General features: G+C 52.4%; 17 protein-coding genes, 1 other RNA gene and 1 CRISPR repeat array. Of the genes, 13 read left to right on the top strand and 5 right to left on the bottom strand.

The window, feature by feature from the left end; all coding sequences use genetic code 11:
• Positions 1-8 precede the first annotated feature (8 nt).
• From cas5c to cas2, 6 genes are read left to right on the top strand one after another with little or no spacing between them, the layout of a single operon-like run.
• Positions 9-713, top strand: coding sequence for a type I-C CRISPR-associated protein Cas5c (gene cas5c, locus CJA_RS11845; RefSeq protein ID WP_012488053.1), 705 nt, complete (start codon positions 9-11; stop codon positions 711-713).
• A complete protein-coding gene (cas8c, locus tag CJA_RS11840) occupies positions 710-2,737 on the top strand; it encodes a type I-C CRISPR-associated protein Cas8c/Csd1 (RefSeq protein WP_012488052.1) in 2,028 nt (675 codons plus the stop codon). Before cas5c ends, cas8c begins: the two co-directional genes overlap by 4 nt.
• Positions 2,734-3,567: a type I-C CRISPR-associated protein Cas7/Csd2 gene (cas7c, locus tag CJA_RS11835; RefSeq protein WP_012488051.1), complete on the top strand. Its 834-nt coding sequence runs from the start codon at positions 2,734-2,736 to the stop codon at positions 3,565-3,567. Before cas8c ends, cas7c begins: the two co-directional genes overlap by 4 nt.
• Positions 3,557-4,186 carry a CRISPR-associated protein Cas4 gene (gene cas4 / locus CJA_RS11830; protein ID WP_083766860.1) on the top strand — a complete coding sequence of 210 codons (630 nt, stop codon included), beginning with the start codon at positions 3,557-3,559 and terminating at the stop codon, positions 4,184-4,186. The genes cas7c and cas4 overlap by 11 nt, the downstream gene beginning before the upstream one ends.
• The gene (cas1c, locus tag CJA_RS11825) at positions 4,183-5,199 is read left to right on the top strand and encodes a type I-C CRISPR-associated endonuclease Cas1c (RefSeq protein ID WP_012488049.1); all 1,017 of its coding nucleotides are present in this window, start codon (positions 4,183-4,185) and stop codon (positions 5,197-5,199) included. The genes cas4 and cas1c overlap by 4 nt, the downstream gene beginning before the upstream one ends.
• An 8-nt stretch (positions 5,200-5,207) precedes the next feature.
• Positions 5,208-5,501, top strand: a complete 294-nt coding sequence (gene cas2 / locus CJA_RS19085; RefSeq protein ID WP_012488048.1) for a CRISPR-associated endonuclease Cas2 — start codon at positions 5,208-5,210, stop codon at positions 5,499-5,501.
• A 176-nt stretch (positions 5,502-5,677) separates the two neighbouring features.
• Positions 5,678-10,410: direct repeats of the CRISPR family, unit length 32 nt; unit sequence GTCGCGCTCTTCGCGAGCGCGTGGATTGAAAC.
• 68 nt (positions 10,411-10,478) lie between these two features.
• On the opposite strand, the gene metE is transcribed toward cas2, so the two are convergent.
• A complete protein-coding gene (gene metE / locus CJA_RS11820) occupies positions 10,479-12,908 on the bottom strand; it encodes a 5-methyltetrahydropteroyltriglutamate--homocysteine S-methyltransferase (protein WP_012488045.1) in 2,430 nt (809 codons plus the stop codon).
• Positions 12,909-13,115: 207 nt separating this feature from the next.
• On the opposite strand from metE, the gene CJA_RS11815 reads away from it, so the two are divergent.
• Positions 13,116-14,036: a LysR family transcriptional regulator gene (locus CJA_RS11815; protein WP_012488044.1), complete on the top strand. Its 921-nt coding sequence runs from the start codon at positions 13,116-13,118 to the stop codon at positions 14,034-14,036.
• On the opposite strand, the gene CJA_RS11810 is transcribed toward CJA_RS11815, so the two are convergent.
• The 4 genes from CJA_RS11810 to tpx form a co-directional block, all read right to left on the bottom strand.
• The gene (locus tag CJA_RS11810) at positions 14,026-16,539 is read right to left on the bottom strand and encodes an EAL domain-containing protein (protein ID WP_012488043.1); all 2,514 of its coding nucleotides are present in this window, start codon (positions 16,537-16,539) and stop codon (positions 14,026-14,028) included. The genes CJA_RS11815 and CJA_RS11810 overlap by 11 nt on opposite strands.
• Complete coding sequence (locus CJA_RS11805) at positions 16,540-16,962, bottom strand: response regulator (RefSeq protein ID WP_012488042.1); 423 nt, start codon at positions 16,960-16,962, stop codon at positions 16,540-16,542.
• Between the two features lie 9 nt (positions 16,963-16,971).
• Positions 16,972-18,450 carry a sensor histidine kinase gene (locus CJA_RS11800; RefSeq protein WP_012488041.1) on the bottom strand — a complete coding sequence of 493 codons (1,479 nt, stop codon included), beginning with the start codon at positions 18,448-18,450 and terminating at the stop codon, positions 16,972-16,974.
• 224 nt (positions 18,451-18,674) lie between these two features.
• Complete coding sequence (gene tpx, locus CJA_RS11795; RefSeq protein ID WP_012488040.1) at positions 18,675-19,172, bottom strand: thiol peroxidase; 498 nt, start codon at positions 19,170-19,172, stop codon at positions 18,675-18,677.
• A gap of 252 nt (positions 19,173-19,424) precedes the next feature.
• On the opposite strand from tpx, the gene ffs reads away from it, so the two are divergent.
• The 6 genes from ffs (at position 19,425) to CJA_RS11765 (ending at position 24,197) form a co-directional block, all read left to right on the top strand.
• Positions 19,425-19,520, top strand: an RNA gene (gene ffs / locus CJA_RS19080) — signal recognition particle sRNA small type.
• A gap of 169 nt (positions 19,521-19,689) precedes the next feature.
• Entirely contained in the window at positions 19,690-21,732 is a 2,043-nt protein-coding gene (gene dnaX / locus CJA_RS11785; protein ID WP_012488038.1) for a DNA polymerase III subunit gamma/tau, read from the top strand.
• A 35-nt stretch (positions 21,733-21,767) separates the two neighbouring features.
• Positions 21,768-22,085 carry a YbaB/EbfC family nucleoid-associated protein gene (locus CJA_RS11780; protein WP_012488037.1) on the top strand — a complete coding sequence of 106 codons (318 nt, stop codon included), beginning with the start codon at positions 21,768-21,770 and terminating at the stop codon, positions 22,083-22,085.
• Positions 22,086-22,105: 20 nt separating this feature from the next.
• Complete coding sequence (gene recR / locus CJA_RS11775; RefSeq protein ID WP_012488036.1) at positions 22,106-22,699, top strand: recombination mediator RecR; 594 nt, start codon at positions 22,106-22,108, stop codon at positions 22,697-22,699.
• A 26-nt stretch (positions 22,700-22,725) separates the two neighbouring features.
• A complete protein-coding gene (gene rnd / locus CJA_RS11770) occupies positions 22,726-23,862 on the top strand; it encodes a ribonuclease D (protein ID WP_012488035.1) in 1,137 nt (378 codons plus the stop codon).
• 38 nt (positions 23,863-23,900) lie between these two features.
• Positions 23,901-24,197 (top strand): YcgL domain-containing protein, encoded by a 297-nt coding sequence (locus CJA_RS11765; protein WP_012488034.1) that lies wholly within the window; start codon positions 23,901-23,903, stop codon positions 24,195-24,197.
• The last annotated feature ends 13 nt before the right edge of the window (positions 24,198-24,210 follow it).

Genomic DNA, 24,210 nt, shown 5'->3' with positions numbered 1-24,210 from the left:
AGGACAACATGAAGAACAGTATCAGTTTTAGGCTTTGGGGGCGTTATGCTTTATTTACTGATCCCATTACAAAAATCGGTGGGGAAAAATGCTCTTACCATATTCCTACCTATGAAGCGATCAAGGGTATCCTTAAATCAATTTACTGGAAGCCGTCCATTATTTGGTATGTAGATCGGATTCGGGTAATTAAGCCTATCCGTACTCAAACCAAAGGTACTAAGCCTCTGGTTTGGGGCGGCGGAAATAGCCTGGCGATTTATACCTTTCTTCATGAAGTAGAGTATCAGGTTGAGGCACATTTTGAATGGAACGAATACCGTAGTGAATTGGCAGCGGATCGAATTGACGGAAAGCATTTTGCCATTGCCAATCGCATGCTCGAAAAGGGGGGAAGGCAAGATATTTTCCTCGGTGTGAGGGATTGTCAGGGCTATGTAGCACCTTGCGAATTTGGAGAGGGTACAGGTGCCTACGATGCTATAGATGAGTTGTCCTTTGGTTTGATGTTTCACGGCTTCGATTATCCGGATGAAACGGGAAAAGATGAATTTCACAGCCGTTTTTGGCATGCAACCATGAAACATGGTGTTTTAGAGTTCCCAAGGCCAGAGGATTGCGAAACGCGCCGTTTTATTCGTGAGATGAAGGCCAAAGAATTTGCCGTGGGGGATAATTTTTTGGGTATAGATGCAGAGGAGGAGTCGTTATGAGCTGGATGGCAAAGCTTTACGAGACCTATGAAAATGCTATGACGCTGGATTTGCCGGAAGAAAAACAGCTAATGCCGACTAGTCATACTATGCAGAATGCCCACATCAATATTCAAATAGATTTTGATGGAAACTTTATTGGTGCAAAAGTTTTAGAAAAGACACAGATAATTTTGCCTGCTACGGAAAGGTCCGCAGGAAGAAGTAGTGGCGAAGCGCCACATCCTTTAGCAGACAAGTTACAATATGTTGCAGCTGACTATGAAAAATTTGGAGGACAGAAAAGTCCTTATTTTAAGGGGTATCAGTCTCAAATCAGAGATTGGTGTGATTCTCGGTTTGGCCATCCAAAAGTTCAAGCAGTATGCAATTACATCAGCAAGCAGACAGTGATTGAGGATCTGATAGGCGCTAAAGTTTGCTATGTGGGTGAGAATAATAAGCTTTTAACCTCTTGGCCGTTCGATATAAGTGATGAAAATCCTTTGCCCCTATTGTTCAAAACCTTACCTAAGGAGAAAGGCGAGCTGGATCAAGGTAATGCAATGGTTTGCTGGAGTGTTATTACTCCGGGCGACCTTTTTCCTGATACTTGGAAAGATAATTCAATACAGCAGTCGTGGATAGCTTTTGATGCTGAGGATTCAGGTGGGGATGAGCTTTGTTATGTGTCTGGACGATTACAACCCTCCGCGTCAAATCATCCTGCAAAACTCAGACATACAGGTGATAAAGCAAAGCTGGTATCAGCTAATGATACATCCGGCTTTACTTTTCGTGGTCGATTTATAGGTGGAGAGCAGGTTGCTAATGTCGGTTTTGAAATTACTCAAAAAGCCCACAACACATTGCGCTGGCTGATTGCTAATCAATCTAGCAAGAATGGTGATCAAGTTGTAGTTGCATGGGCAGTATCAGGAAAACCTATCCCTGCTCCATTAGTGCCAAGTCTTGACCTAGATAATTTCGATGAGGTTGTTGATGGCGGAAAAGATATCTTGGTTACTGAAACCGATATAACGAGCGATCTTGGGCAAAACTTTGCCAAAGCGTTAAATCGGTATATGGCGGGTTATTTCGATGGGCGTATCGCCAGCCTCAAGGAACATGAAAGCATCGTCATCATGGGATTGGACTCTGCCACTCCTGGACGTATGGCGATTATTTATTATCGCGATTTTATGGCTAAAGATTATGTACAAACTATAGAGAAGTGGCACAGCCATCTTGCTTGGCCTCAACGTGTTAGTACGGAGGTCGAGTTAGGTAATAAGAAAAAAGCAAAGGTGTATTGGCCAGTCAGCGCCCCTTCTCCATGGAACATATTACAGGCAGCTTATGGCGATGTGGTAAAAAGCAATGAAGAGCTTAAAAAGAGCCTTTATGAAAGGATTATGCCCTGTATTTTGGAAGGTAGAGCTTTACCTATAGATATTGTTAACTTGGCTATCAGCCGAGCCAGTAACAGAAACAACAGCGAACATTGGGAATGGGAGAGAAATCTTGGTGTTGCTTGTGCGTTGTATCGCGGTCTCCATCATCCGGAGCGCCAGCCCGATTCAAAAAAAAGGAGAGAATATGTTATGTCATTAGATATGCAATATACCGGACGGGACTACCTGTTCGGGCGGCTATTGGCAGTGGCCGAACGAATTGAAGAGATGGCTATGGTTGTTGCAAGTGAGCCGAGTCGTAGCACTCATGCTAGCCGATTGATGCAGCGCTTTGCAGATCGGCCTGCATCAACTTGGCTTAATATTCACAAAGCTTTAGCTCCATACCAACAACGCTTGAGGGCTAAGTTACCTCCTTTGGAGTCAGCTTATAGCAAGCTTTTGGATGATATTTCTGCGGCTTTTATACCGGCAGATTTTTCGTCTGAAAAGCGATTAAGTGGGGAATACTTGTTGGGGTTTCATTGCCAGCGAAAATGGTTACGGGAACATAAGTTAGAAAAAGGTATGTGGATATCCAAGTCCACAGAAGAAACAGAATTGACCATTAATGAAGGAGAGCAACAATGAGTTCGTTGAGCAAAAAAATTGATTTCGCCATTATTTTTTCCGTGAAAAATGCAAATCCCAATGGTGATCCGTTGAATGGGAATCGGCCACGTACAGATTATGATGGTTTTGGTGAAGTTACAGATGTGTGTTTGAAACGTAAAACAAGGGATCGTTTACAAGACGCGGGTGAGGCTATTTTTGTCCAGTCTGATGAGAAGAAAACTGATGAATACCCCAGTCTTCGCGCTCGAGCTGAAGGTGTGTTAGGTAAAGATGTTTTGAACGCAAAAAAAACAAAACCAGAAGCCGCTGCAAAAAAAGCTTGTGAAACTTGGTTCGATGTTCGTGCTTTTGGTCAGCTATTTGCTTTTAAAAGTGAAGAAAAGGATGGAGTATCTATTCCTATTCGTGGGCCAGTGAGTATTCATTCAGCTTTCAGTATTGAACCAATAAGTATTACCAGTACGCAAATTACCAAGAGTGTTAGTGGTGATGGTGATGGCAGCAAAAAAAGCTCCGATACCATGGGTATGAAACACAGGGTTGATAGTGCTATTTACGTTGCTTATGGTGCAATGTCGCCGCAGTTGGCAGAAAAAACCGGTTTTAATGATGCGGATGCTGAAACCATAAAAGCCATACTACCAAAGTTATTTGAAGGTGATGCATCTTCTGCGAGACCAGAAGGTTCTATGGCGGTGGAGAAGGTGATTTGGTGGAAACATGATTCCAAATCGGGCCAGCACTCATCGGCGAAAGTGCATCGTTCATTGACCGTTAATCCTGATGGAAGTTTTTTTCTTGCTGATCTTGATGGTCTTAAGCCTGAAATAATTGATGGATTTTAAATTGGACGACTCCCGCCAAGTCCCACTCTCCGCCCTCCAACACTACGCATACTGCCCCAGGCAGTGTGCGTTAATTCATAACGAACAAGTATGGGCAGAAAATTATCACACTGCTGAAGGGCAGATTTTGCATCAGCGTGTGGATAGTGGTGTGCCGGAAACACGTAAAGGAATTCGTTATGAGCGTGGCGTGTCGGTAAGTGCTGAGCAATTATGGCTGACAGGAAAGTTGGATTTAGTGGAAATTGACTTGGTGACAGGCGAGCAAAAGCCGGTTGAGTACAAGCGCGGCAAGCCAAAAGTTGAAGATTGGGATCGTATTCAGTTGTGTGCCCAGGCGCTATGTTTAGAGGAAATGCGTAATATTCAGGTATTGGAAGGTGCAATATGGTACTGGGAGGTTCGTCGTCGGGAAATAGTGTCGATTGATGAATCGTTAAGAGATGTCACCTTGGCCGCAATTAAGAGTGTCCAGATATTATTATCTACAGGTGTTACACCCTTACCGATTGATGACAAAAAACGCTGTAAGGGATGTTCTTTAATTGATTTATGTGAACCAGACAAGTTTCGTCGCGATAAATCATCGTCTTATGTTAATGGGATTTTCTCAGAATGAAGAAAATGCTCAATACACTCTATATCACTCGACAGGAGTCTTATCTACACAAGGAGCGAGAGACTATAGTTGTTAAACAGGGGGATGATAAATTAGGCCAATTCCCGTCCCTAAGTGTTGGCAATATATTGTGTTTTGGTCGGGTTTCTGTATCGCCTTTTTTAATGGGTTATTGTGCAGAGCAGGGTATTGGCCTGGCTTTCTATACTGAGTATGGTCGATTTCTTGCCCGTGTTCAGGGCAAACAAACAGGTAATGTATTACTCAGGCGTACGCAATATCGATGGGCTGATAATCCGGAGAAGTCTGTTGGTATAGCCCGCTTAATGGTAGCTGCCAAGGTAGCTAATGGTCGTTCTGTGCTACAGCGTGAAATTCGTAACCACGGTGAAAATCCCTTATTAGCCCAAGCCATTGATCGATTGGCTATCAGTTTACGCAATGTGAAACAGGCGTGTTCAACAGAAGAGTGTATGGGAATAGAGGGTGAGGCGGCAGCTACTTATTTTGCCGTGTTTAATGAATTACTTCGTGGATCAGGATTTCTTTTTGGTGGCAGGATTCGTCGTCCACCTACTGATCCCGTTAATGCATTATTGTCTTTTGTTTATTCACTGGTTACTCAGGAATGTATTTCGGCACTGCAAGGTGTTGGGTTAGATCCTTACGTGGGTTTTTTGCATAGAGATAGGCCCGGCCGTGCCAGTTTAGCCTTGGATCTGTTAGAAGAATTTCGCTCTTCTTGGGCTGATCGTTTTGTATTAACACTAATCAACCGTCGACAGGTTCAATTAAGTGACTTTATAACAGAGTCCAGTGGAGCAGTGCGGCTAAGGGATGATGCAAGAAAAGCATTACTGGTTGCCTACCAGGAACGCAAGCAATCAGAGGTAACACATCCTTATCTTGAAGAGTTAGTGCCTGTAGGGTTGTTGCCTCATTGTCAAGCAATGCTTTTGGCGCGTCATCTTCGTGGTGACACAGAGTTTTATACTCCATACCTCGTAAAATAGGAGGGATTGTGCTGGTATTAATAACCTACGATGTGAGTGTAACCTCTCCAGGAGGTAGTCGCCGCCTGCGTAATATTGCGAAAACATGCCTGGATTACGGTGTTAGGGTTCAGAATTCTGTTTTTGAATGCGAAGTTGATCCAGCTCAGTTCGTCAACTTAAAAAATAGTCTTGTGGAAACTTTTGACCCTAACGAAGATAGTCTACGGTTTTATTTCCTAGGAAAAAAGGGACATCAAAAGATAGAACATATTGGTACGAAATTTGTACAAGACCCTCTCCGCACCCCTCTTATTCTTTAGTCCGCTAATCTATGGTTCTCACAATTTTCCCAGTAGATTAGCGGACTCTTAACTTGTTGATTTACAAATATAAATTTAATTCAATCTGATTTGATTTAATCCAATCAGAAAATATATCCCTGGTTAGCGGAATTTTTCAGTTTTCTTTTTATTTACCAATAGGTTACCTTAATGCAGTCGCGCTCTTCGCGAGCGCGTGGATTGAAACTGTCGCAGAAAGTTTTTGATAATTCGGACATGAAAGTCGCGCTCTTCGCGAGCGCGTGGATTGAAACCTCAAGAGCATCGTGAGGGTTGTCTTCGTAGCACGTCGCGCTCTTCGCGAGCGCGTGGATTGAAACAGCCAATTTGAATTGATTATTCGCGCAGCGGAAGGTCGCGCTCTTCGCGAGCGCGTGGATTGAAACTGCCAGCCGGGCCAACAGCCGATGGCCCTACAAGTCGCGCTCTTCGCGAGCGCGTGGATTGAAACAGCAAGTTTTTTGTATGTCAAAGCCCCGTTTGTGTCGCGCTCTTCGCGAGCGCGTGGATTGAAACTCGGCTATATCGTTCGCCCCACTCACACGCTGGTAGTCGCGCTCTTCGCGAGCGCGTGGATTGAAACCCCTGGATGCGATCACTGCTACGCAGAGTCAATGGTCGCGCTCTTCGCGAGCGCGTGGATTGAAACAGACTGGCCTCAGCATGTGCGCTGATAATCTCGGGTCGCGCTCTTCGCGAGCGCGTGGATTGAAACGTTATTGGGACAAGGCAGGAACAGATGGTGGTGGGTCGCGCTCTTCGCGAGCGCGTGGATTGAAACAACGCCTGGCGGTACGATGGTAACTATTCATCCAGTCGCGCTCTTCGCGAGCGCGTGGATTGAAACGCGCTCTTGGTATTTGGCTATACAGTAAAGCGGGGTCGCGCTCTTCGCGAGCGCGTGGATTGAAACAAAAACTGAAGTACGGACATTAACCACCTGGGAAAGTCGCGCTCTTCGCGAGCGCGTGGATTGAAACTGCTATCGTAAAAGTTCTACCTTGCAATGCCGCGCGTCGCGCTCTTCGCGAGCGCGTGGATTGAAACTTTATCCATCAGAAGAGCTCTATTAACGGATTTAGTCGCGCTCTTCGCGAGCGCGTGGATTGAAACAAGGTCAGGACGACCAACTTCACGCCCAAGATAGTGTCGCGCTCTTCGCGAGCGCGTGGATTGAAACAATACTATGGCCATCAATTTCTGCTGTTTGCCTTAGTCGCGCTCTTCGCGAGCGCGTGGATTGAAACAATGTTAACAGAACAACAAGTATCGCATTGTTCGGTCGCGCTCTTCGCGAGCGCGTGGATTGAAACTGCATCTGTAGCAGCGTCTTTAACTTCAAGAGAAGTCGCGCTCTTCGCGAGCGCGTGGATTGAAACAAGCCACCGGTGTGCAACTGTGGCAAGAGCTCCTGTCGCGCTCTTCGCGAGCGCGTGGATTGAAACAGCGGGTACTACAACCAGACAGGTAACACGGAAGGTCGCGCTCTTCGCGAGCGCGTGGATTGAAACATCGTGCACAAGAAGTGGTAGCGCGTCCGATCTGGTCGCGCTCTTCGCGAGCGCGTGGATTGAAACAAAAGCATTTGCTTGGCGCGAAGGTATGTTTCAGGTCGCGCTCTTCGCGAGCGCGTGGATTGAAACAGCCGCACCGGTGACGAGTCAATAGCTGAAGCCGTGTCGCGCTCTTCGCGAGCGCGTGGATTGAAACAAGTTCTGCGACCGCAGCAATACCAAGCATTCCGAGTCGCGCTCTTCGCGAGCGCGTGGATTGAAACATGCGATTATCGGCAAAGCGACCGAAGCGGGCGAAGTCGCGCTCTTCGCGAGCGCGTGGATTGAAACTCAGAAAGGCTTGGAGTTAGGGCAAACCTAAAGGTCGCGCTCTTCGCGAGCGCGTGGATTGAAACTAACGCCAAAAAATCTTTAAGCGATCTTGGTGGGTCGCGCTCTTCGCGAGCGCGTGGATTGAAACACTGCATCGGTAACACTAATATCGATCCCCTTGGTCGCGCTCTTCGCGAGCGCGTGGATTGAAACAGTGACCCTATATCACCCTCTGAGCCCGACACCTGGTCGCGCTCTTCGCGAGCGCGTGGATTGAAACCGCACAGGGTTTCTGCGGCTGCAGTCTCTACCAGGTCGCGCTCTTCGCGAGCGCGTGGATTGAAACTGTATTTCAACAACAACAAAGATCCGCTTGTAAGTCGCGCTCTTCGCGAGCGCGTGGATTGAAACATTAATATTGAAATTGACACCAAGGGATAAGAAAGTCGCGCTCTTCGCGAGCGCGTGGATTGAAACTTGCCTCTCTTTAGCTGCGAATCCCTGAACACCAGTCGCGCTCTTCGCGAGCGCGTGGATTGAAACACTTGTCGAGCCCCCACACCATACGCGCATAAATGTCGCGCTCTTCGCGAGCGCGTGGATTGAAACACCATGAATCAAATGCGTAATGTCATCCAGCCGGGTCGCGCTCTTCGCGAGCGCGTGGATTGAAACATTCTTGTGCCCAGTGGCCGTGTTATGGATACGCGTCGCGCTCTTCGCGAGCGCGTGGATTGAAACATCCAGCAAATAGGTAGCCTCTTTGGGTACATGTGTCGCGCTCTTCGCGAGCGCGTGGATTGAAACCCGCTTGCAGTGCAGGAATCAATACACGCTGAACGTCGCGCTCTTCGCGAGCGCGTGGATTGAAACCCTGTGACATCACCAAGTTTTCTCTGGTTAATGTGGTCGCGCTCTTCGCGAGCGCGTGGATTGAAACAATGCCCACGCCACCAGGCCAACGGCCACCACACGTCGCGCTCTTCGCGAGCGCGTGGATTGAAACCAGGGATTGGCCAGATCGATAGCCGCGAACAGATGTCGCGCTCTTCGCGAGCGCGTGGATTGAAACAGAATAAACATACCCTACCCCTTAAACACTTTTGGTCGCGCTCTTCGCGAGCGCGTGGATTGAAACTGCCATGTCTGCCGCTGAGCGTAAACGCGCACAAGTCGCGCTCTTCGCGAGCGCGTGGATTGAAACAGGAGGTACGTCATCGATCATGTAGAGGAATTGCCGTCGCGCTCTTCGCGAGCGCGTGGATTGAAACTTGTTGTTGATGTTCTGGTTGCCATCGCTAAAGTGTCGCGCTCTTCGCGAGCGCGTGGATTGAAACGGTCTACCTGGAGACAGGCACGGCGGATTATAAGTCGCGCTCTTCGCGAGCGCGTGGATTGAAACCAGGTGAGTGCAGACGGCTCACCTGGGTAGCGCAGTCGCGCTCTTCGCGAGCGCGTGGATTGAAACTGCATATCAGTCACGCGTAGAATCATTAAAGCGCGTCGCGCTCTTCGCGAGCGCGTGGATTGAAACACCGGTATATCTGTCGGTGCGGTATTAACCCGAAGTCGCGCTCTTCGCGAGCGCGTGGATTGAAACTTCATGTATGGGTCGGAGTAAATCGAAATTGGATAGTCGCGCTCTTCGCGAGCGCGTGGATTGAAACACAGCTTTTGCAGCATTTGCCAGCGGCTTGATACCGTCGCGCTCTTCGCGAGCGCGTGGATTGAAACAGGCGTTAATTGATTATTGGCAGCCGCCATGATTGGTCGCGCTCTTCGCGAGCGCGTGGATTGAAACGTAATAAAAACGACTACCCGACAGTGATACGGTTGTCGCGCTCTTCGCGAGCGCGTGGATTGAAACCTACAGGTCGAGTAGTCTATAAAGCGCGCCAAGGGGTCGCGCTCTTCGCGAGCGCGTGGATTGAAACCGGCTAATTTTGCCGAGGGCAAAAAAGCGCAGCGGTCGCGCTCTTCGCGAGCGCGTGGATTGAAACGACTCGGCGAGATGTTAACCTATCTATTGATCGAGTCGCGCTCTTCGCGAGCGCGTGGATTGAAACATAGGTGGTGTTGCTCTCTGCCCTGAATTTAATGGTCGCGCTCTTCGCGAGCGCGTGGATTGAAACAGGGAGCAAAGTGGCCCTGGTAAAGCATCAAGAAGTCGCGCTCTTCGCGAGCGCGTGGATTGAAACCTGTGGATGAAAGCTGAAAGCACCGGATGTTGTCCGTCGCGCTCTTCGCGAGCGCGTGGATTGAAACAGATATTCGGTGACAAACGTGGATTGCTTGGCGGGTCGCGCTCTTCGCGAGCGCGTGGATTGAAACTCCACGCAAATTTGTTTTGCGTTGCAGTCTAAAAGTCGCGCTCTTCGCGAGCGCGTGGATTGAAACGAGAACTACACCCGTACAGCGCAGATCCTCGCGGACGTCGCGCTCTTCGCGAGCGCGTGGATTGAAACTCGTTCCCGCAGTCGCATCTAGCCCACCACAGGTGGTCGCGCTCTTCGCGAGCGCGTGGATTGAAACTCAACAATTGTTGGTACCGATGCCGAGCGGGTGCGTCGCGCTCTTCGCGAGCGCGTGGATTGAAACATATAACACCTCAAAGGTTGGCAGCTGGTTATGCGTCGCGCTCTTCGCGAGCGCGTGGATTGAAACAGCCAGCATTGCCCCTGTACGACTACCAGCGCCGGTCGCGCTCTTCGCGAGCGCGTGGATTGAAACTGCTCAAGGGTAAAGGTTCGCTTACGCGGCATCGGTCGCGCTCTTCGCGAGCGCGTGGATTGAAACACTCAATGAGCATCTGCACCAGCAGTTAAACCCAGTCGCGCTCTTCGCGAGCGCGTGGATTGAAACCGCTCACGGGGTCCCGCGCCCAACGGCGCTCCCGGGTCGCGCTCTTCGCGAGCGCGTGGATTGAAACAAAACCGGCCAGGAAGAAACCATCTGCCGCTGCGTCGCGCTCTTCGCGAGCGCGTGGATTGAAACGAGGGTATCGAGCAGAAAGCCCGGTCGTTGATTACAGTCGCGCTCTTCGCGAGCGCGTGGATTGAAACTTGTACTGCGCGAGCCGTGCGAGCCAGTTTCAGTGTCGCGCTCTTCGCGAGCGCGTGAGTAGTGGTATTTAATTGGCAGCTATTACCCTATCCCTCTCCTGCTCTCTTACAAACTCCTCCCGCAATTCCCTGGCTGCTTTCACCATATTCACCAGCGCAGCTTCTGTTTCTGGCCAGCGGCGGGTTTTTAGGCCGCAGTCGGGGTTTACCCAGAGGCGTTCTGTGGGGAGCTGGCGCGCGGCGCGTTTGATGAGTTGCACCATGCTGTTGACGTCGGGGACGTTGGGTGAGTGGATGTCGTATACGCCTGGGCCTATGTCGTTGGGGTAGTTGAATTGTTCGAAAGCTTGCAGCAGTTCGCCGTCGGAGCGCGAGGTTTCGATGGTGATGACATCGGCGTCCAGGGCGGCTATGGCCTGGATAATATCGTTGAATTCCGAGTAGCACATGTGGGTATGGATTTGGGTTTCATCCTGTACGCCGCTGGCGGTGATGCGGAATGCTTTGACGGCCCAATCGAGATAGGCGCGGCGATCTTTGTCGCGCAGCGGCAGACCCTCGCGAATCGCGGGTTCGTCGATTTGGATCACCTGGATACCGGCAGCTTCCAGGTCCACCACTTCATCGCGCAGTGCCAGGGCAATTTGCAAGGCGGTGGTGGAGCGCGGTTGATCGTCGCGCACGAAAGACCAGAAGAGCATGGTGATGGGACCAGTGAGCATGCCTTTGACCGGCTTGTTGCTGAGCGATTGTGCGTAGCGCGCCCAACTGAGGGTGATGGGGGCAGGGCGGGCGACGTCGCCATAAATAATGGGCGGTTTTACACAGCGTGAACCGTAGCTTTGTACCCAACCATGTTGGGTGAAGGTGTAACCATCCAATTGCTCGCCAAAATATTCCACCATGTCATTGCGTTCTGCTTCGCCGTGTACCAACACATCCAGGCCAATCGCTTCCTGTTTGGCAATACAGTCGGCAATTTCCTGGCGAATACGGTTTTCATATTCTGCGCTGTTGATTTGGCCTTGCTTGAATTCGCTGCGGGTTTTGCGAATGTCGTCAGTTTGTGGGAAGGAGCCAATAGTGGTGGTGGGGAATAATGGCAATTGCAGTAGCGCCTGCTGTTTGGCAATGCGCTGTGCAAACGGCGATTGGCGATTCCACAGCGCTTCGGTGATCGCATTGAGGCGGGCACGCACTTCCGGGTTGTGGGTTTTGGGCGATTGTGCGCGGCATTCGGCAATGGCGTTGCTATGGGCCAGTGCTTGCTGCGCAATAGAATCGAAGGGGCGGGAGAGCAGGGTTTCCAGTACCGCGACTTCATCCAGCTTCTGGCGTGCAAAGGCGAGCCAGCTTTTAAGGTCGGCAGGCAATTGGGTTTCGCGCTCCAGGTTGACTGGCGAGTGCAGCAGCGAACAGGAGGGGGCAATCCACAGGCGCTGTCCCAGGCGCTCTTGCGCAGGCTTTAACAGGCTGAGGGACTTGGCCAGGTCGTTGCGCCAGATATTGCGTCCATCGACCACACCGACAGACAGGATTTTGTGTGCGGGCAGGCGATCGATAACCGGCAGCAGTTGTTCGGGTGCACGCACGGCGTCTATGTGCAGGCCTGCAACCGGCAAGTTGATGGCAGTGGTGAGGTTATCGCCCAGGGCACCGAAATAGGTGGCGAGCAGGATATTCAGCTGGCGCTGTTGCAGGCGGTTGTAGGCCTCCTCAAAAGCGCGCTGCCAGGGCCCTGGCAAGTCGAGTACCAGGATGGGTTCGTCGATTTGTACCCAGGTGGCACCGGTGTCGGCCAGGGCGGTGAGCAATTGCTGGTAGGCGGGTATGAGGCTGTCGAGCAGGTCGAGGCGATCAAAACCGCTGTGTTTTTCCCTGCCCAACCAGAGATAGCTGAGCGGGCCGAGGATGACCGGCTTGGCCTTGTAGCCGAGGGCGATGGCCTCGCGGGTGTCGTCGATGATTTGTGTCCAGCTCAGTTGGAACTGTTGGCCGGCGTGGAATTCGGGTACCAGGTAGTGATAGTTGGTATCGAACCACTTGGTCATGTCGGAGGCGGTGGTGGCCTGGCCGCTGGGCGCACGGCCGCGGGCAACGCGAAACAGCGTATCAAGGTCTATGTCCTGGCAGGGTTCGCTGGCAAATTCACTGACCTCGGTGCCGGTGTGGTTACAGCAACCGGATTCCTGATGGGAATGCCCGTGGTCCGCAGTACCCTTATGGTGGCTTAGGGAGCGATGGCGCAGGGGGATGTTGCCCAGGGTGGCTGACAGGGTGAGTACCTGGTCATACCAGGCAAAATCCCCTGTGGGGATAAGGCTTAAACCGGCATCGGCTTGCCATTGCCAGTGGGTTTGGCGCAGTTTGCGCCCGGTTTGTTCAAGTTGTGCCTGGGTGATATCGCCGCGCCAATAGGCTTCCAGGGCTTTTTTCAGTTCGCGGTCGGCGCCAATGCGTGGGAAGCCGAGGTTGTGGGTTGTCAGTGTCTGGTTCATGGGGTGTCCTGTAATCGGGTAATCAATGATGAAATTGGTTGGCCCCTCGGGGGTGTGGTGGGGCATGGGATCATTCTGTTACCTGAATTAATATGAATCAAACTGATTATTTTCAGTTTTATGATGAATTTAATTAATGATAGGATGTTGGCTATTGAGCTTGTGTTACCAGTATTCGACGGCTTAAAGGCCAGTAAAGGAGGGGTAATGATAGAGATTCGCCATTTAAAGACGCTGATTGCCCTGCGTGAAACCGGCAGCCTGGTCGAGGCTGCCGAGCGGGTGTTTCTGACCCAGTCGGCTTTATCTCACCAGATTAAGGAATTGGAGACGCGCCTGGAGTGCGAGCTGTTTGTGCGCAAAAGCCGCCCCTTGCGTTTTACTGAGGCGGGCAAACGTTTGCTGCAGCTGGCTGATGAGGTGATGACCAGGGTAACCGACACCGAGCGCGATATTAAAAAACTGACCCACGGTGAAGCAGGGCGCTTGTATATGGCGATTGAGTGCCATAGCTGCTTTAACTGGCTGATGCCGACAATTGAGTTGTATCGCAACCAGTGGCCGGGTATCGAACTGGATTTTTCCGGGGGATTTACCTTTGAGCCACTGCCTGCACTGGCGTTAGGGGATATTGACCTGGTGATTACCTCCGATCCGCAACCGATTCGGCATGTGGAATATGTGCCGCTGTTTGGTTATGAGATGCAGATTGCACTCGCTAACCACCACAGGTTGTGCACCAGGGATTTTTTACGGCCTGAGGATTTGCGCGATCAAACACTGATTACCTATCCGGTAGAGCGCAATCGCCTGGATGTATTTAAGCAGTTTTTGAACCCTGCCGGTGTTGAACCCCTGGCGGTGCGCACCTCGGAATTGACCTTGATGATGGTGCAGCTGGTGGCCAGTGGTCGCGGTGTATGCGCTTTGCCTAACTGGGTATTGGCGGAATATGTGGAGCAAGGCTTGATCAGCGTGCGCCCGGCAGGTGTCGAGGGGGTTCATGCAAAACTCTATGCCGCTGTGCGCGAAGAGCAGCTGCACAGTCCTTATGTGCAGGATTTTTTAACCCTGGCGCGCGCCCATTGTTTGAAAAACCTGCGCGGCGTTACACGTATTACTGAATAGTTTGCTTATCCAGTTGTTGTAACAGGCCGGGAACATCCCGGGCGGGTAGTGGGTGCGAGTACAAATATCCTTGTGCCATACCGCAGCCGCACTCGATCAGGAAATGTTGCTGGGCTTCGGTTTCCAACCCCTCGGCTATAATCGTCATGGGGATAATTTTCTGCAGGTCGATAATGGCTTGCAGCATACGCTGTTGCTGCTTGTACTCGCTGGTATCCTGCGGCACTTTTGCCTGGTCAATCTGTTCGATCAAGGCGCGGTCGATTTTCAGGTAGTGGGGAGCAAAACGCATCACATAACTGAGCGATGAATAACCCACACCAAAATCATCCAGTGAAATACGCAATCCCATGGCTTTGAGTTCTTCGATCTGGCGAATATTATCCTGTGCATTCTCCATAAATAATTGTTCGGTGATTTCCAGGATTAATTGCTGGCCTTGCAGGTGGTGTTCAGCCAGTGCGTGTTGGATTAATTGGCCGAGGTTGTGTTGGTTAAACTGGCGTGCGGAAATATTGATGGCAATCGGCAGTGTAATGCCTTTGGTGTGCCAATCCTCTGCTTGCCGACAGACATCATTGATTACCCATTCACCAATGCGATTGATCAAACCGTTTTCCTGGGCGTAGGGAATAAAATCACCCGGGCTGACAAGTCCGCGCACCGGGTGGTGCCAGCGAATCAGCGCTTCCAGGTATTCCACATGATGGTTATTGAGGTTGACTACCGGCTGGTAATAGAGTTCGAATTCCTGGTTGTGGATAGCCTTGCGAATATCGGCATCCAGCATCAGGCGATTGTGTACGTAATCTGTTAATTCCTTGCGATAGAGCTGGTGGCTGCCACGGCCTTTGGTTTTGGCCTCATAAAGTGCGCTGTCAGCATTGCGCAATAGTGTTTGCGGGGTGTCGCCATCGGTTGGATAGAGGGCGATGCCAAAGCTCATCCCTGCATGTACAGCATGGTTGTTCAGGCGAATCGGGCGCTTAATCAGTTGGATTAGTTTTTCTGCAACGGTGATGACCGCCTCAAATCTGTTGACGTCTTGCAGCAATACCACAAATTCGTCGCCCCCCAGGCGATAGACGTTGTCGCCGCGGCGCAACCCTTTTTGCAATCGCCGTGCAATACGGCGCAGGAGCAGGTCGCCGGCTTCGTGGCCGAGGTTATCATTGATGTGTTTAAAGTGATCCAGATCGCCAAACAGCAAGGCGAAGGGCGCAGATGCCCGGTGGGATTTTTGGATGAGAAATTCCATTTCGCTGAGCAACTTGCGGCGGTTGCCCAAACCGGTCAGGGTATCGTAATGGGCCAGTTTAAGCAGTTCCTCTTCGTAGCGTTTGCGCTCGGAAATATCCTGAAACTGGTAGAGGTAACAGGGTTGTTGGTGATCGGTATTGATCAGCGCCACGCTTACCTGGGTGTCTATGGCTTGGCCCTGGTGGTTAAACAGGCGCTTTTCAAAATGGGCGACAGGCCTTTCATCCTGTTGTAAAGCTCGAAGATATTCCTGTTCGTGGAGTTCATCCTTGCGATGGCTGAACGATTCCATCGTCCAGGACGCGTGATCGCCGGATTGTGCAGTTGCCATCACCAATTGGTTGAAGGCTGCATTGGATTGGAGAATCTGGCCATCGAGGCTGACCAGTGCCATGCCGAGCGGGGCATAATCAAACGCGGCATGGAAACGCCTTTCGCTATTGGCTAACGCCAGACGCATGGTTTCCACATCATTAATGTCAGTGTTGCTGCCCAACCAACGTATGAGGTTTCCCTTATCGTCCAGCAGGGGGGTAGCCCGTGTATCAAACCAGCGATATTCGCCATCGTAACGGCCTATACGAAATTTAATGGATAAGGGCGTGCCACTGTTGACGCAATCGGCCCAGGCTTTCAGCAGGGGAGCGCGATCTTCGGGATGAACCTGTTCCAACCAGCCATAGCCCAGCTGTTGCTCTTGTGATTGCCCGGTATATTCGCACCAGCGCTGGTTGAGGAAATCACAGCGCCCATCGGGCAGGCAGGTCCAGATTAAGTGCGGCAGTCCCTCGGTCAATTCAATAAAACGTTGGCGCTGCTCACTGGCATGGTGTTCTTCCTCTGCCCAGGCCAGGCCGCACTCCATCGCGCGTTGTAGCTGGGCAGCATGCAGGTTGCGCTTGGGTAAATAATCGAAAATGCCTTCGCGCATCAGGTTGGCAATCAGACATTCATCGCTATATCCGCTGACCATAATAATGGGTACAGGCTGGGGGTTGTAATGTTGAATCGCCTCAATAAGTTCGGAGCCAAGCGTATCGGATAGTTGGTAGTCGAGGATTGCACATTGAAACGGGTGCTGGCGAATCAGTTCGAGGGCGGCGTGTCCGGAACTGCATTCCTGGATATCGCAGTCCAGCGGTGTCTGTTTTAGCAGGCGCAGGATTTTTTCACGATCTACATCGTCATCATCGACTACTAATACATGCAGTGGGGTGCTGCTGAAGGTGGGGAGGTGCAGCATTTATTCCCCCGGCAGCTTTACCGCGTTGCGGTAATTGTCGAGCAGTGTTGCCAACTTGTTAAAGTTTGGCCCCATAGCCGATTTCACCATGTAACCTGCAATATTCTTATCGTAGGCGCGTGCGCGATCCTGTTCGTTATCGGAAGTGGTCAATACAAAGATCACACTTTCGTGCAGGCTACTGTCCGCACGCACTTCCTGCATAAATTCAAAGCCGTTCATGCGCGGCATATTCAAATCCAGCAGCACCAGATAGGGTTTTTCGATGTGCTGTTGCGGATGTTGGTGGCGCAGGATTTCCAGTGCCTCCAGTCCGTCCTGGGCAAGGGTGACCGGCACATTGAGTGCATGTTTGCGCAGGCTGCGTACCACGGCTTCGGCGGCAACATCATCGTCTTCGACAAGTAAGATATTAATCGACATGGGGTTCTCCTATTCCACAAACTCTTTGCGCGGAAAGCGCGGCCAGTAGACGCGAAACTCTGCACCGCGCTCACCACGGTGGGAGATCACCTGAATGTGGCCTCCGTGGCTTTCGGCCATGCGTTTGGCCACAGCCAATCCAATGCCGCTACTGGAATCGGTATGTGACAGGGTTTGAAATAAACGAAAGATCCGCTCCTGGGCTGTTTCGGGAATACCGGGGCCGTTATCGCGGATACGAAACAGGGCAAAGTTACCGCTCGCCTCAACGTGAATCTGGATGGATGGACATCCATCAGTTTGCTTGCCATCGTGGTGCTTGATGGCGTTGCTGATTAGGTTGCGCAATACCGTTTCCAGTGGGGTACGTGAGGCAATAAGTTGGTGCAGCATGATATTGATAGAAACCTGGAAACTTTCAGGAATGGGTTGTACATCAAGAATGGCATGGATCAGCTCTTCTACGGCAATCGGGCTTGCATCCTTGGCGCGTTTGCCGGCGCGGGCATAGAGCAACAGATCGTCCACCAGTTTTTCCATACGATCAATACGCAATTTGATGCGATCAATATTTTTATAAATGGACTCTGAAAGCCCTGTGGGTAAATCTTCTGATAGCCATTCCACCAGGTCTGCAATGCCGCGCAAGGGTGATTTAAGGTCGTGCGAGGCAACATAGGTGAACTCTTCCATATGGGCATTGGCTTGTTGCAAGCTCAATTGCAGGCGTTTGCGCTCGGTAATATCGGTGATAACTGCCAGGGTGTATTGGCCCTTCTCGGTTTCAACCGGGCTTAGGCCGATTTCTACCGGGATTTCGGTACCGTTTTTATGGCGGCCGGTGAGGTCGCGTCCTACACCCATTGCGCGCAAGCTCGGCTGATGCTGGTATGTATCGCGCAAGTGATCGTGACCTTCGCGGTAACGCTCCGGCAAGAGAATATTCATGGAGTGGCCGAGAAGCTCTTCCTCTGTGTAACCAAACAAAGTGCATAAGCTGGGATTGACGAGCTGGATAATACCCCGTTGATCGACCAGTAACTGGCCATAAGGGGAGGCCTCGATTACCTTGGCAAATTTGGCCTCCAGTTGCTTGCGTCCGGAGATATCGACAATGGTGGCGATTATCCAGTGCTCACCCCGGTTAAACAGGGGCCGCAGGCCAACTTCGAGTGGGAATTCTGTGCCATTTTTACGTTTGCCATAGAGATCGCGACCAGCGCCCATATGGCGGGTGGTGGGATTTTGCAGGTAGCTATGGCGCAGTGCCGCATGGTGGCGGCTAAAGCGGTCCGGTAATAGCGTATCAATGGATTCGCCGATCAATTCATGGCGTAGATAGCCAAACAGACGCTCGGTTTCGGCATTGATGTAGATAATGTGTCCCGCGGTATTGGTAACGACTACGCCGGTGGGAATAGTATCGACCAGCTCATTAAAAAAACCGGGCTCTGTAATGACGGAACCGATATTGGAAGATGATGACATCCCCTGAATCTCCCTGCTAACTCCCGGTAACCCCGGAGAAAGTCTCGTTTTACTCCTCCCGTGCCGAACCAGATCCGGCATGCAGTTTTGAGTATAGGAGCCTATTGGCTATCAGGTGAGGCGATTTGTGCAGTCGGGGAAAAATAGGGGGAATGTGTGACAGGTATAAAAAAGCCCCTGCTGATATAGGGGCTTATACAGATAGGGGTTTGGGCCGGTGCGGATTACGCCAGGGCTTTGAGTGCGGCGTCGTAGTTAGGCTCGTGGGCCACTTCGCTCACCAGTTCAGCGTGAAGCACAGTGCCATCGGTATCCAATACCACCACGGCGCGGGCGGTCAGGCCAGCCAGGGGGCCGTCTACCAGTTTTACGCCATAAGCACTGGCAAAGTCAGAGCGGAAAGCAGAGGCGGGCACCACATTGTTCAAGCCTTCGGCGCCGCAGAAGCGGCTCAAGGCAAAAGGCAGATCCTGGGAGGCACAAACTACAACGGTGTTATCCAGCTTGCTGGCTTCGGCGTTGAAAGTACGCACGGAGGTTGCACAGGTTGGGGTATCAACACTGGGGAAAATGTTGAGTACGACGCGCTTGCCGGCCAGGTCGGTGCTGCTGACTTCTGACAGGTCGGTTTTTACCAGTTTAAATGCAGGGGCTTTGCTGCCGGTGGCGGGCAGCTCACCGCTGGTGTTAAAGGGATTTCCTTTGAGGGTTACTGTTGCCATGGATGTGCTCCTTAGAGTGTTGGCGTTAGGGAATCGGGGGAACCTGGCCGAATCTTGCGTCCGGTTGGGCTAACTTGCCGTTGAGCCTAGTTGATGGCGCCACAAAAGGAAAATACAAGGGAAGCCCTAAAAAAATCCCGGGTGATATTACGCGGGTTGCGGTTGCATTGCGCAGGCAAAGTGATGATAATGCGCGCCTCTTGCGCAGGCCGGGCAGCCAACTGCCCCGGTTGCAAGCTGCAATGGTGATCTAGCCGGTCCCCTCGCAATAACGATCTGTGAACCCCGCCAGGCCCGGAAGGGAGCAACGGTAGCAGTAAGTTATGTGCCGGGGTGTGGCTGGTTAGGTCGCCACCCATTTCCTTTGCTCCCGTTTGCCTTTTCTCCCGCTGTCTCCTTCCTGAATACCCCTGACATCTTGTTCTTTCAATACAGCACCAGGCTTTTTAGTGTCCTGAGGCGGTCGCTATGGCTATAATCGCGCCCTCAAGGTCCTCGACAGCGAGTAGTGATTGGCATGAGTTATCAAGTTCTGGCACGCAAATGGCGCCCGCGAGTGTTCCGCGAAATGGTCGGACAGGAGCATGTGCTGCAAGCCCTGATCAACGCGCTGGACCACAACCGCCTGCACCACGCCTACTTGTTCACCGGCACCCGCGGGGTGGGTAAGACCACGATTGCGCGGATTCTCGCCAAATGCCTCAACTGTGAAACTGGCGTCAGCTCCGAGCCCTGTGGCCAGTGCGCGGCCTGCCGCGAAATTGCCGAGGGCCGTTTTGTCGATCTGATCGAGGTGGATGCCGCCTCGCGCACCAAGGTGGAAGACACTCGCGAGCTGCTCGAAAACGTGCAGTACGCACCGACCCGCGGCCGCTACAAGGTCTACCTGATTGACGAAGTGCATATGCTCTCCAACAGCAGCTTTAACGCGCTGCTGAAAACCCTGGAGGAGCCACCACCCCATGTGAAGTTTTTGCTGGCGACGACTGACCCACAAAAACTTCCCATGACCATCCTGTCGCGCTGTTTGCAGTTCAACCTGAAAAACATGAATCCGGAGCGCATTGTCCAGCACCTGAAATTCGTGCTGGAGCAGGAATTGGTGCCCTACGAGGAAAGTGCCCTCTGGCATCTGGGGCGCGCGGCCGATGGCAGTATGCGCGATGCCATGAGCCTGACTGACCAGGCGATTGCCTACGGCTCGGGCAAGATTACGGAATCTGAAGTCAGTGCCATGTTGGGCACGATTGACCAGGCAGCTGTTTACGAATTGGTTAGCGCACTGGCGTCACTTGATGGCCGTGCCTTGCTGGCGGCGGTCGATAAGATGTCCGAACAGGCCCCGGATTACGCCAGTGCCCTGGCAGAGATGTTATCGGTGTTGCATCGCATTGCTATTGCCCAGGCCCTGCCGGAAGCCGTGGATAATAGCCATGGTGACCGCGAGCGAATCATGGGACTGGCCCAGCGCATTGCGGCCGAAGATGTGCAATTGTTCTACCAAACCGCCTTGTTGGGGCGCCGCGACTTGCCATTGGCTCCAGATCCTCGCGCCGGCTTCGAGATGGTGCTGTTGCGTATGCTGGCCTTCAAACCCCAGGGGGTCATGGACGTTCCAACACAAACCTTACCGGCATCGTCAGCACCCAGGGTTTCCCAGGCGGCACCTGTCCAATCTGCTCCCGCCCAACCGGCACCGATCGCTCAGCCATCGGTACCGGCGGTTGAGCAGCAACCTGTGCCATCGCTGTCTGTGCCATCGCAGCCGACCGTATCTCCAACCCCTGTAGTAGTCGCGCCGGCGCCCCAGCCTGTTGTTGTGCCTGTGCCAGCCCCTGTTGCGGCGGCGGTGGCGACTCCAGTGCCGTCACCACAACCCGCTGTTGCTGCGAGGGTGATTGCGGATACCCCGCCTTTTGATGGCCCTTACGATAATGCGCCTGATTATGGCGATGATGCCAGTTACGACGAGTATGCCCAGGCCCCAGCCTACCTGGACGTGCCGCCTGGAGGCGATGAACCAAAAAAGCCTGAGGCGCCTTTGGCGGCGCCTGAGCCCAGCGCGTTACCCGCCGCCAGCCAGGCAAGTGCTAATCCATCCCATAACTCCCCTCCCGCAGTGGCTGTGCGAACACTGCGCAAGGTTGCCTATGAACAGGCGGGGCCCCAGGACTGGGTGGATATTTACCTTGGCTTGGGTGTGAGCGGCATCCTGCAAAGTACGGCATCCAACTGCCAGTTAGTGGATCGTCGCGGCAATGAATTCCATTTCGTGCTCGATGAAAATAATTCAACACTCTATGACCCGGGGCACCAGCAACGCCTGGCAGATTTGTTGAGCGATTATTTTGTAGAGCGCGTATCTGTGGTGATTCAGCCGGGGCAGGTGACTGCAGAAACACCGGCGCTGACGGCTATCCGCCTGCGCGCCGAGCGCCAGCAAGCGGCGGTGGATGCTATCCATAACGACCCGATTGTCCAGCAACTGATTGCCCACTTTGGTGCCAGTATCCGTGAGGACACGATAGAGCCTGTGATCTGGCCGGCAGCTGCACCCTAACCCTTTGATGAATGAGCGAACAAGAGAGACATGCCATGAATATCGGCGACTTGATGAAGCAAGCCCAGCAAATGCAAGCCAATATGCAAAAAATGCAGGAAGACCTGGCCAAGGCGGAGGTCACCGGTGAAGCGGGTGCCGGTTTGGTCAGTGTAGTGATGAATGGTCGCCACGATGTAAAGCGTGTGAGCATTGATGACAGCCTGCTGAGTGAAGACAAGGAAATGCTGGAGGATTTATTGGCGGCCGCGGTTAACGATGCTGTGCGCAAAGTGGAGCAAAACAATCGCGAGCAGATGGCCAAAATCACGTCGGGCATGGGTATTCCTGCCGACTTCAAAATGCCCTTTTAATCAGCCGGTAACCCGCACGTATGTTTAGCCCACTGATTGATGAATTAATGTCTTCGTTGCGCTGCTTGCCGGGGGTTGGCCCCAAGTCGGCCCAGCGTATGGCATTGCACTTGCTGGAGCGCGACCGCGTCGGTGCCGAGCGCCTGGCGCGCAGCCTGCACAAGGCCATCGAAGGTGTAGGGCGCTGCCGCCGTTGCCGCACCCTGACCGAGCAGGAGTTGTGCGGTATTTGCCGCAATGAGCGTCGCGATCCCGGCTTGCTGTGTGTGGTGGAAACGCCTGCGGATGTGCTGGCGATTGAACAGGCGGGGACTTACCAGGGCAAATACTTTGTGCTGCTTGGCCACCTGTCGCCGATTGACGGTGTTGGGCCGGAGGATATCGGCATAGATCAACTGCTCCAGTTATTGCAACAGGAGCCTGTTACCGAGGTCATCCTGGCGACCAATCCCACGGTAGAAGGTGAGGCGACCGCGTTTTATATCAGTGAGCGCGCTAAAAACCTCAATGTCACCGTGTCGCGTATTGCCCACGGCGTACCTCTGGGCGGCGAGCTGGAATTTATCGACGGCGGCACCCTGGCGCACGCCTTCTCATCCCGCAGAAGCTTGTAAATGGCCTGCCAAAACGTGTGTAACTGATGCTGATTCCCACTGAACCTATCTGGATTGAGCGCGCAGACCAGTTGGCTGAACTCTGTGTCGGCTGGCGTCAACAGGGTGCCATTGCAGTCGATACCGAGTTTATGCGCACCGACACTTTTTACCCGATTGCAGGCCTGTTGCAAATTGGCGATGGTAAGGGGTGTTATTTGATTGACCCCCTGGCTATTGCCGATTGGCAACCCCTGCGCGAATTGTTACTCGATGGCAAGGTGATCAAGGTATTGCATTCCTGCTCGGAGGATCTGGAGGTGTTCCAGCGCTGGTTGGACCTGGTGCCGTCGCCCTTGTTTGATACACAAATCGGTGCCGCCTTTGCCAACCTGGGATTTGGGTTGGGATATGCCAATCTGGTGAAAACCCTGTTGGGTATCGAGATTCCCAAAGATGAAACCCGCTCTGATTGGTTGCAGCGCCCGCTCAGCCAATCGCAATTAAAATATGCCGCGCTGGATGTAGCCCATATGCTGGTGGTCTACGGCAAACTGTTGCAGATCCTGAAAACCAGCCAGCGCCTGGAGTGGGTAAAAAGTGATTGCGCTGATTTGGTTGAGCAAGCGCGTGCCCCGGATCATTTTGACGATGCCTATCAAAAGGTCGGCTTTGCCTGGAAGTTGCGCCCGCAGGAGCTGGCAGTATTGCGCCAGCTGTGTATCTGGCGCGAAACCCAGGCGCGCCAGCGCGATATTCCGCGCAATCGGTTGATCAAGGAGCCGAGCCTGTGGGATATAGCGCGTAAAAAACCACGCGACCTGCAGCAGCTGCAACAGATTGCCGATATTCCCCAGCGCACCCTGAGAAATGATGGTGAAACCCTGTTGGCCATCACCAAAAGCCAGCTCGAATCTGAACCTTCCACCTGGCCTGAGCGACTTGATCCACCCCTGGCGCAATCCGAGGGGCCGCTGCTCAAGGCGCTGAAGCAATTTGTGCGCGATAAAGCCGATGCCGAGCTGATTCCGGCGGAAGTATTGATTCGCAAAAAAGAGTACGAAGCCATAGTGCGCTCCGGTATGAAAGGCGGTGATTACCGGTTGCCGGAGCGACTGAAAGGCTGGCGCTATACGCTGATCGGTGAAGGATTATTACAGGTGGCGCAAGACTGCAAATTGTAAAAAAGAATTTGGTTGCTCACGGAAAACATCCTAATACTATGAAAATCATTGCTGAAATTTACCGCAGCCCCAAAGAGGAAGGCATGTACCTCTACGTTAAAAAAGAAGAGGGGTTGGGGCGTGTTCCCGAGGAACTGTTAACGCTCTTTGGAAAGCCACAACAGGCGATGGTATTGCTGTTGACACCGGAAAAAAAACTGGCCAATGCCGATATTGGCAAGGTTATCGAAAGCCTCAATGACAAGGGCTACTACCTGCAATTGCCGCCGCGTGACCTTGTCGATGCAGAGGCAAAGCGTATTCGTACCCTTAACAGTAAATTGTCCGGGCACTAATCAGGGGCTGGCG

The organism is Cellvibrio japonicus Ueda107 (genome assembly GCF_000019225.1).
In the GTDB taxonomy this organism is placed as follows: Bacteria; Pseudomonadota; Gammaproteobacteria; order Pseudomonadales; family Cellvibrionaceae; genus Cellvibrio; species Cellvibrio japonicus.
Note: the sequence above shows the minus strand (reverse complement) of the source record. Positions and strands in the feature narration are given on the sequence as shown.

Coding starts and splice junctions, on each gene's coding strand:
- cas5c (WP_012488053.1), top strand. CDS start 9: ATGAAGAACAGTATCAGTTTTAGGCTTTGGGGGCGTTATGCTTTATTT.
- cas8c (WP_012488052.1), top strand. CDS start 710: ATGAGCTGGATGGCAAAGCTTTACGAGACCTATGAAAATGCTATGACG.
- cas7c (WP_012488051.1), top strand. CDS start 2,734: ATGAGTTCGTTGAGCAAAAAAATTGATTTCGCCATTATTTTTTCCGTG.
- cas4 (WP_083766860.1), top strand. CDS start 3,557: ATGGATTTTAAATTGGACGACTCCCGCCAAGTCCCACTCTCCGCCCTC.
- cas1c (WP_012488049.1), top strand. CDS start 4,183: ATGAAGAAAATGCTCAATACACTCTATATCACTCGACAGGAGTCTTAT.
- metE (WP_012488045.1), bottom strand. CDS start 12,908: ATGAACCAGACACTGACAACCCACAACCTCGGCTTCCCACGCATTGGC.
- CJA_RS11815 (WP_012488044.1), top strand. CDS start 13,116: ATGATAGAGATTCGCCATTTAAAGACGCTGATTGCCCTGCGTGAAACC.
- CJA_RS11810 (WP_012488043.1), bottom strand. CDS start 16,539: ATGCTGCACCTCCCCACCTTCAGCAGCACCCCACTGCATGTATTAGTA.
- CJA_RS11805 (WP_012488042.1), bottom strand. CDS start 16,962: ATGTCGATTAATATCTTACTTGTCGAAGACGATGATGTTGCCGCCGAA.
- CJA_RS11800 (WP_012488041.1), bottom strand. CDS start 18,450: ATGTCATCATCTTCCAATATCGGTTCCGTCATTACAGAGCCCGGTTTT.
- tpx (WP_012488040.1), bottom strand. CDS start 19,172: ATGGCAACAGTAACCCTCAAAGGAAATCCCTTTAACACCAGCGGTGAG.
- dnaX (WP_012488038.1), top strand. CDS start 19,690: ATGAGTTATCAAGTTCTGGCACGCAAATGGCGCCCGCGAGTGTTCCGC.
- CJA_RS11780 (WP_012488037.1), top strand. CDS start 21,768: ATGAATATCGGCGACTTGATGAAGCAAGCCCAGCAAATGCAAGCCAAT.
- recR (WP_012488036.1), top strand. CDS start 22,106: ATGTTTAGCCCACTGATTGATGAATTAATGTCTTCGTTGCGCTGCTTG.
- rnd (WP_012488035.1), top strand. CDS start 22,726: ATGCTGATTCCCACTGAACCTATCTGGATTGAGCGCGCAGACCAGTTG.
- CJA_RS11765 (WP_012488034.1), top strand. CDS start 23,901: ATGAAAATCATTGCTGAAATTTACCGCAGCCCCAAAGAGGAAGGCATG.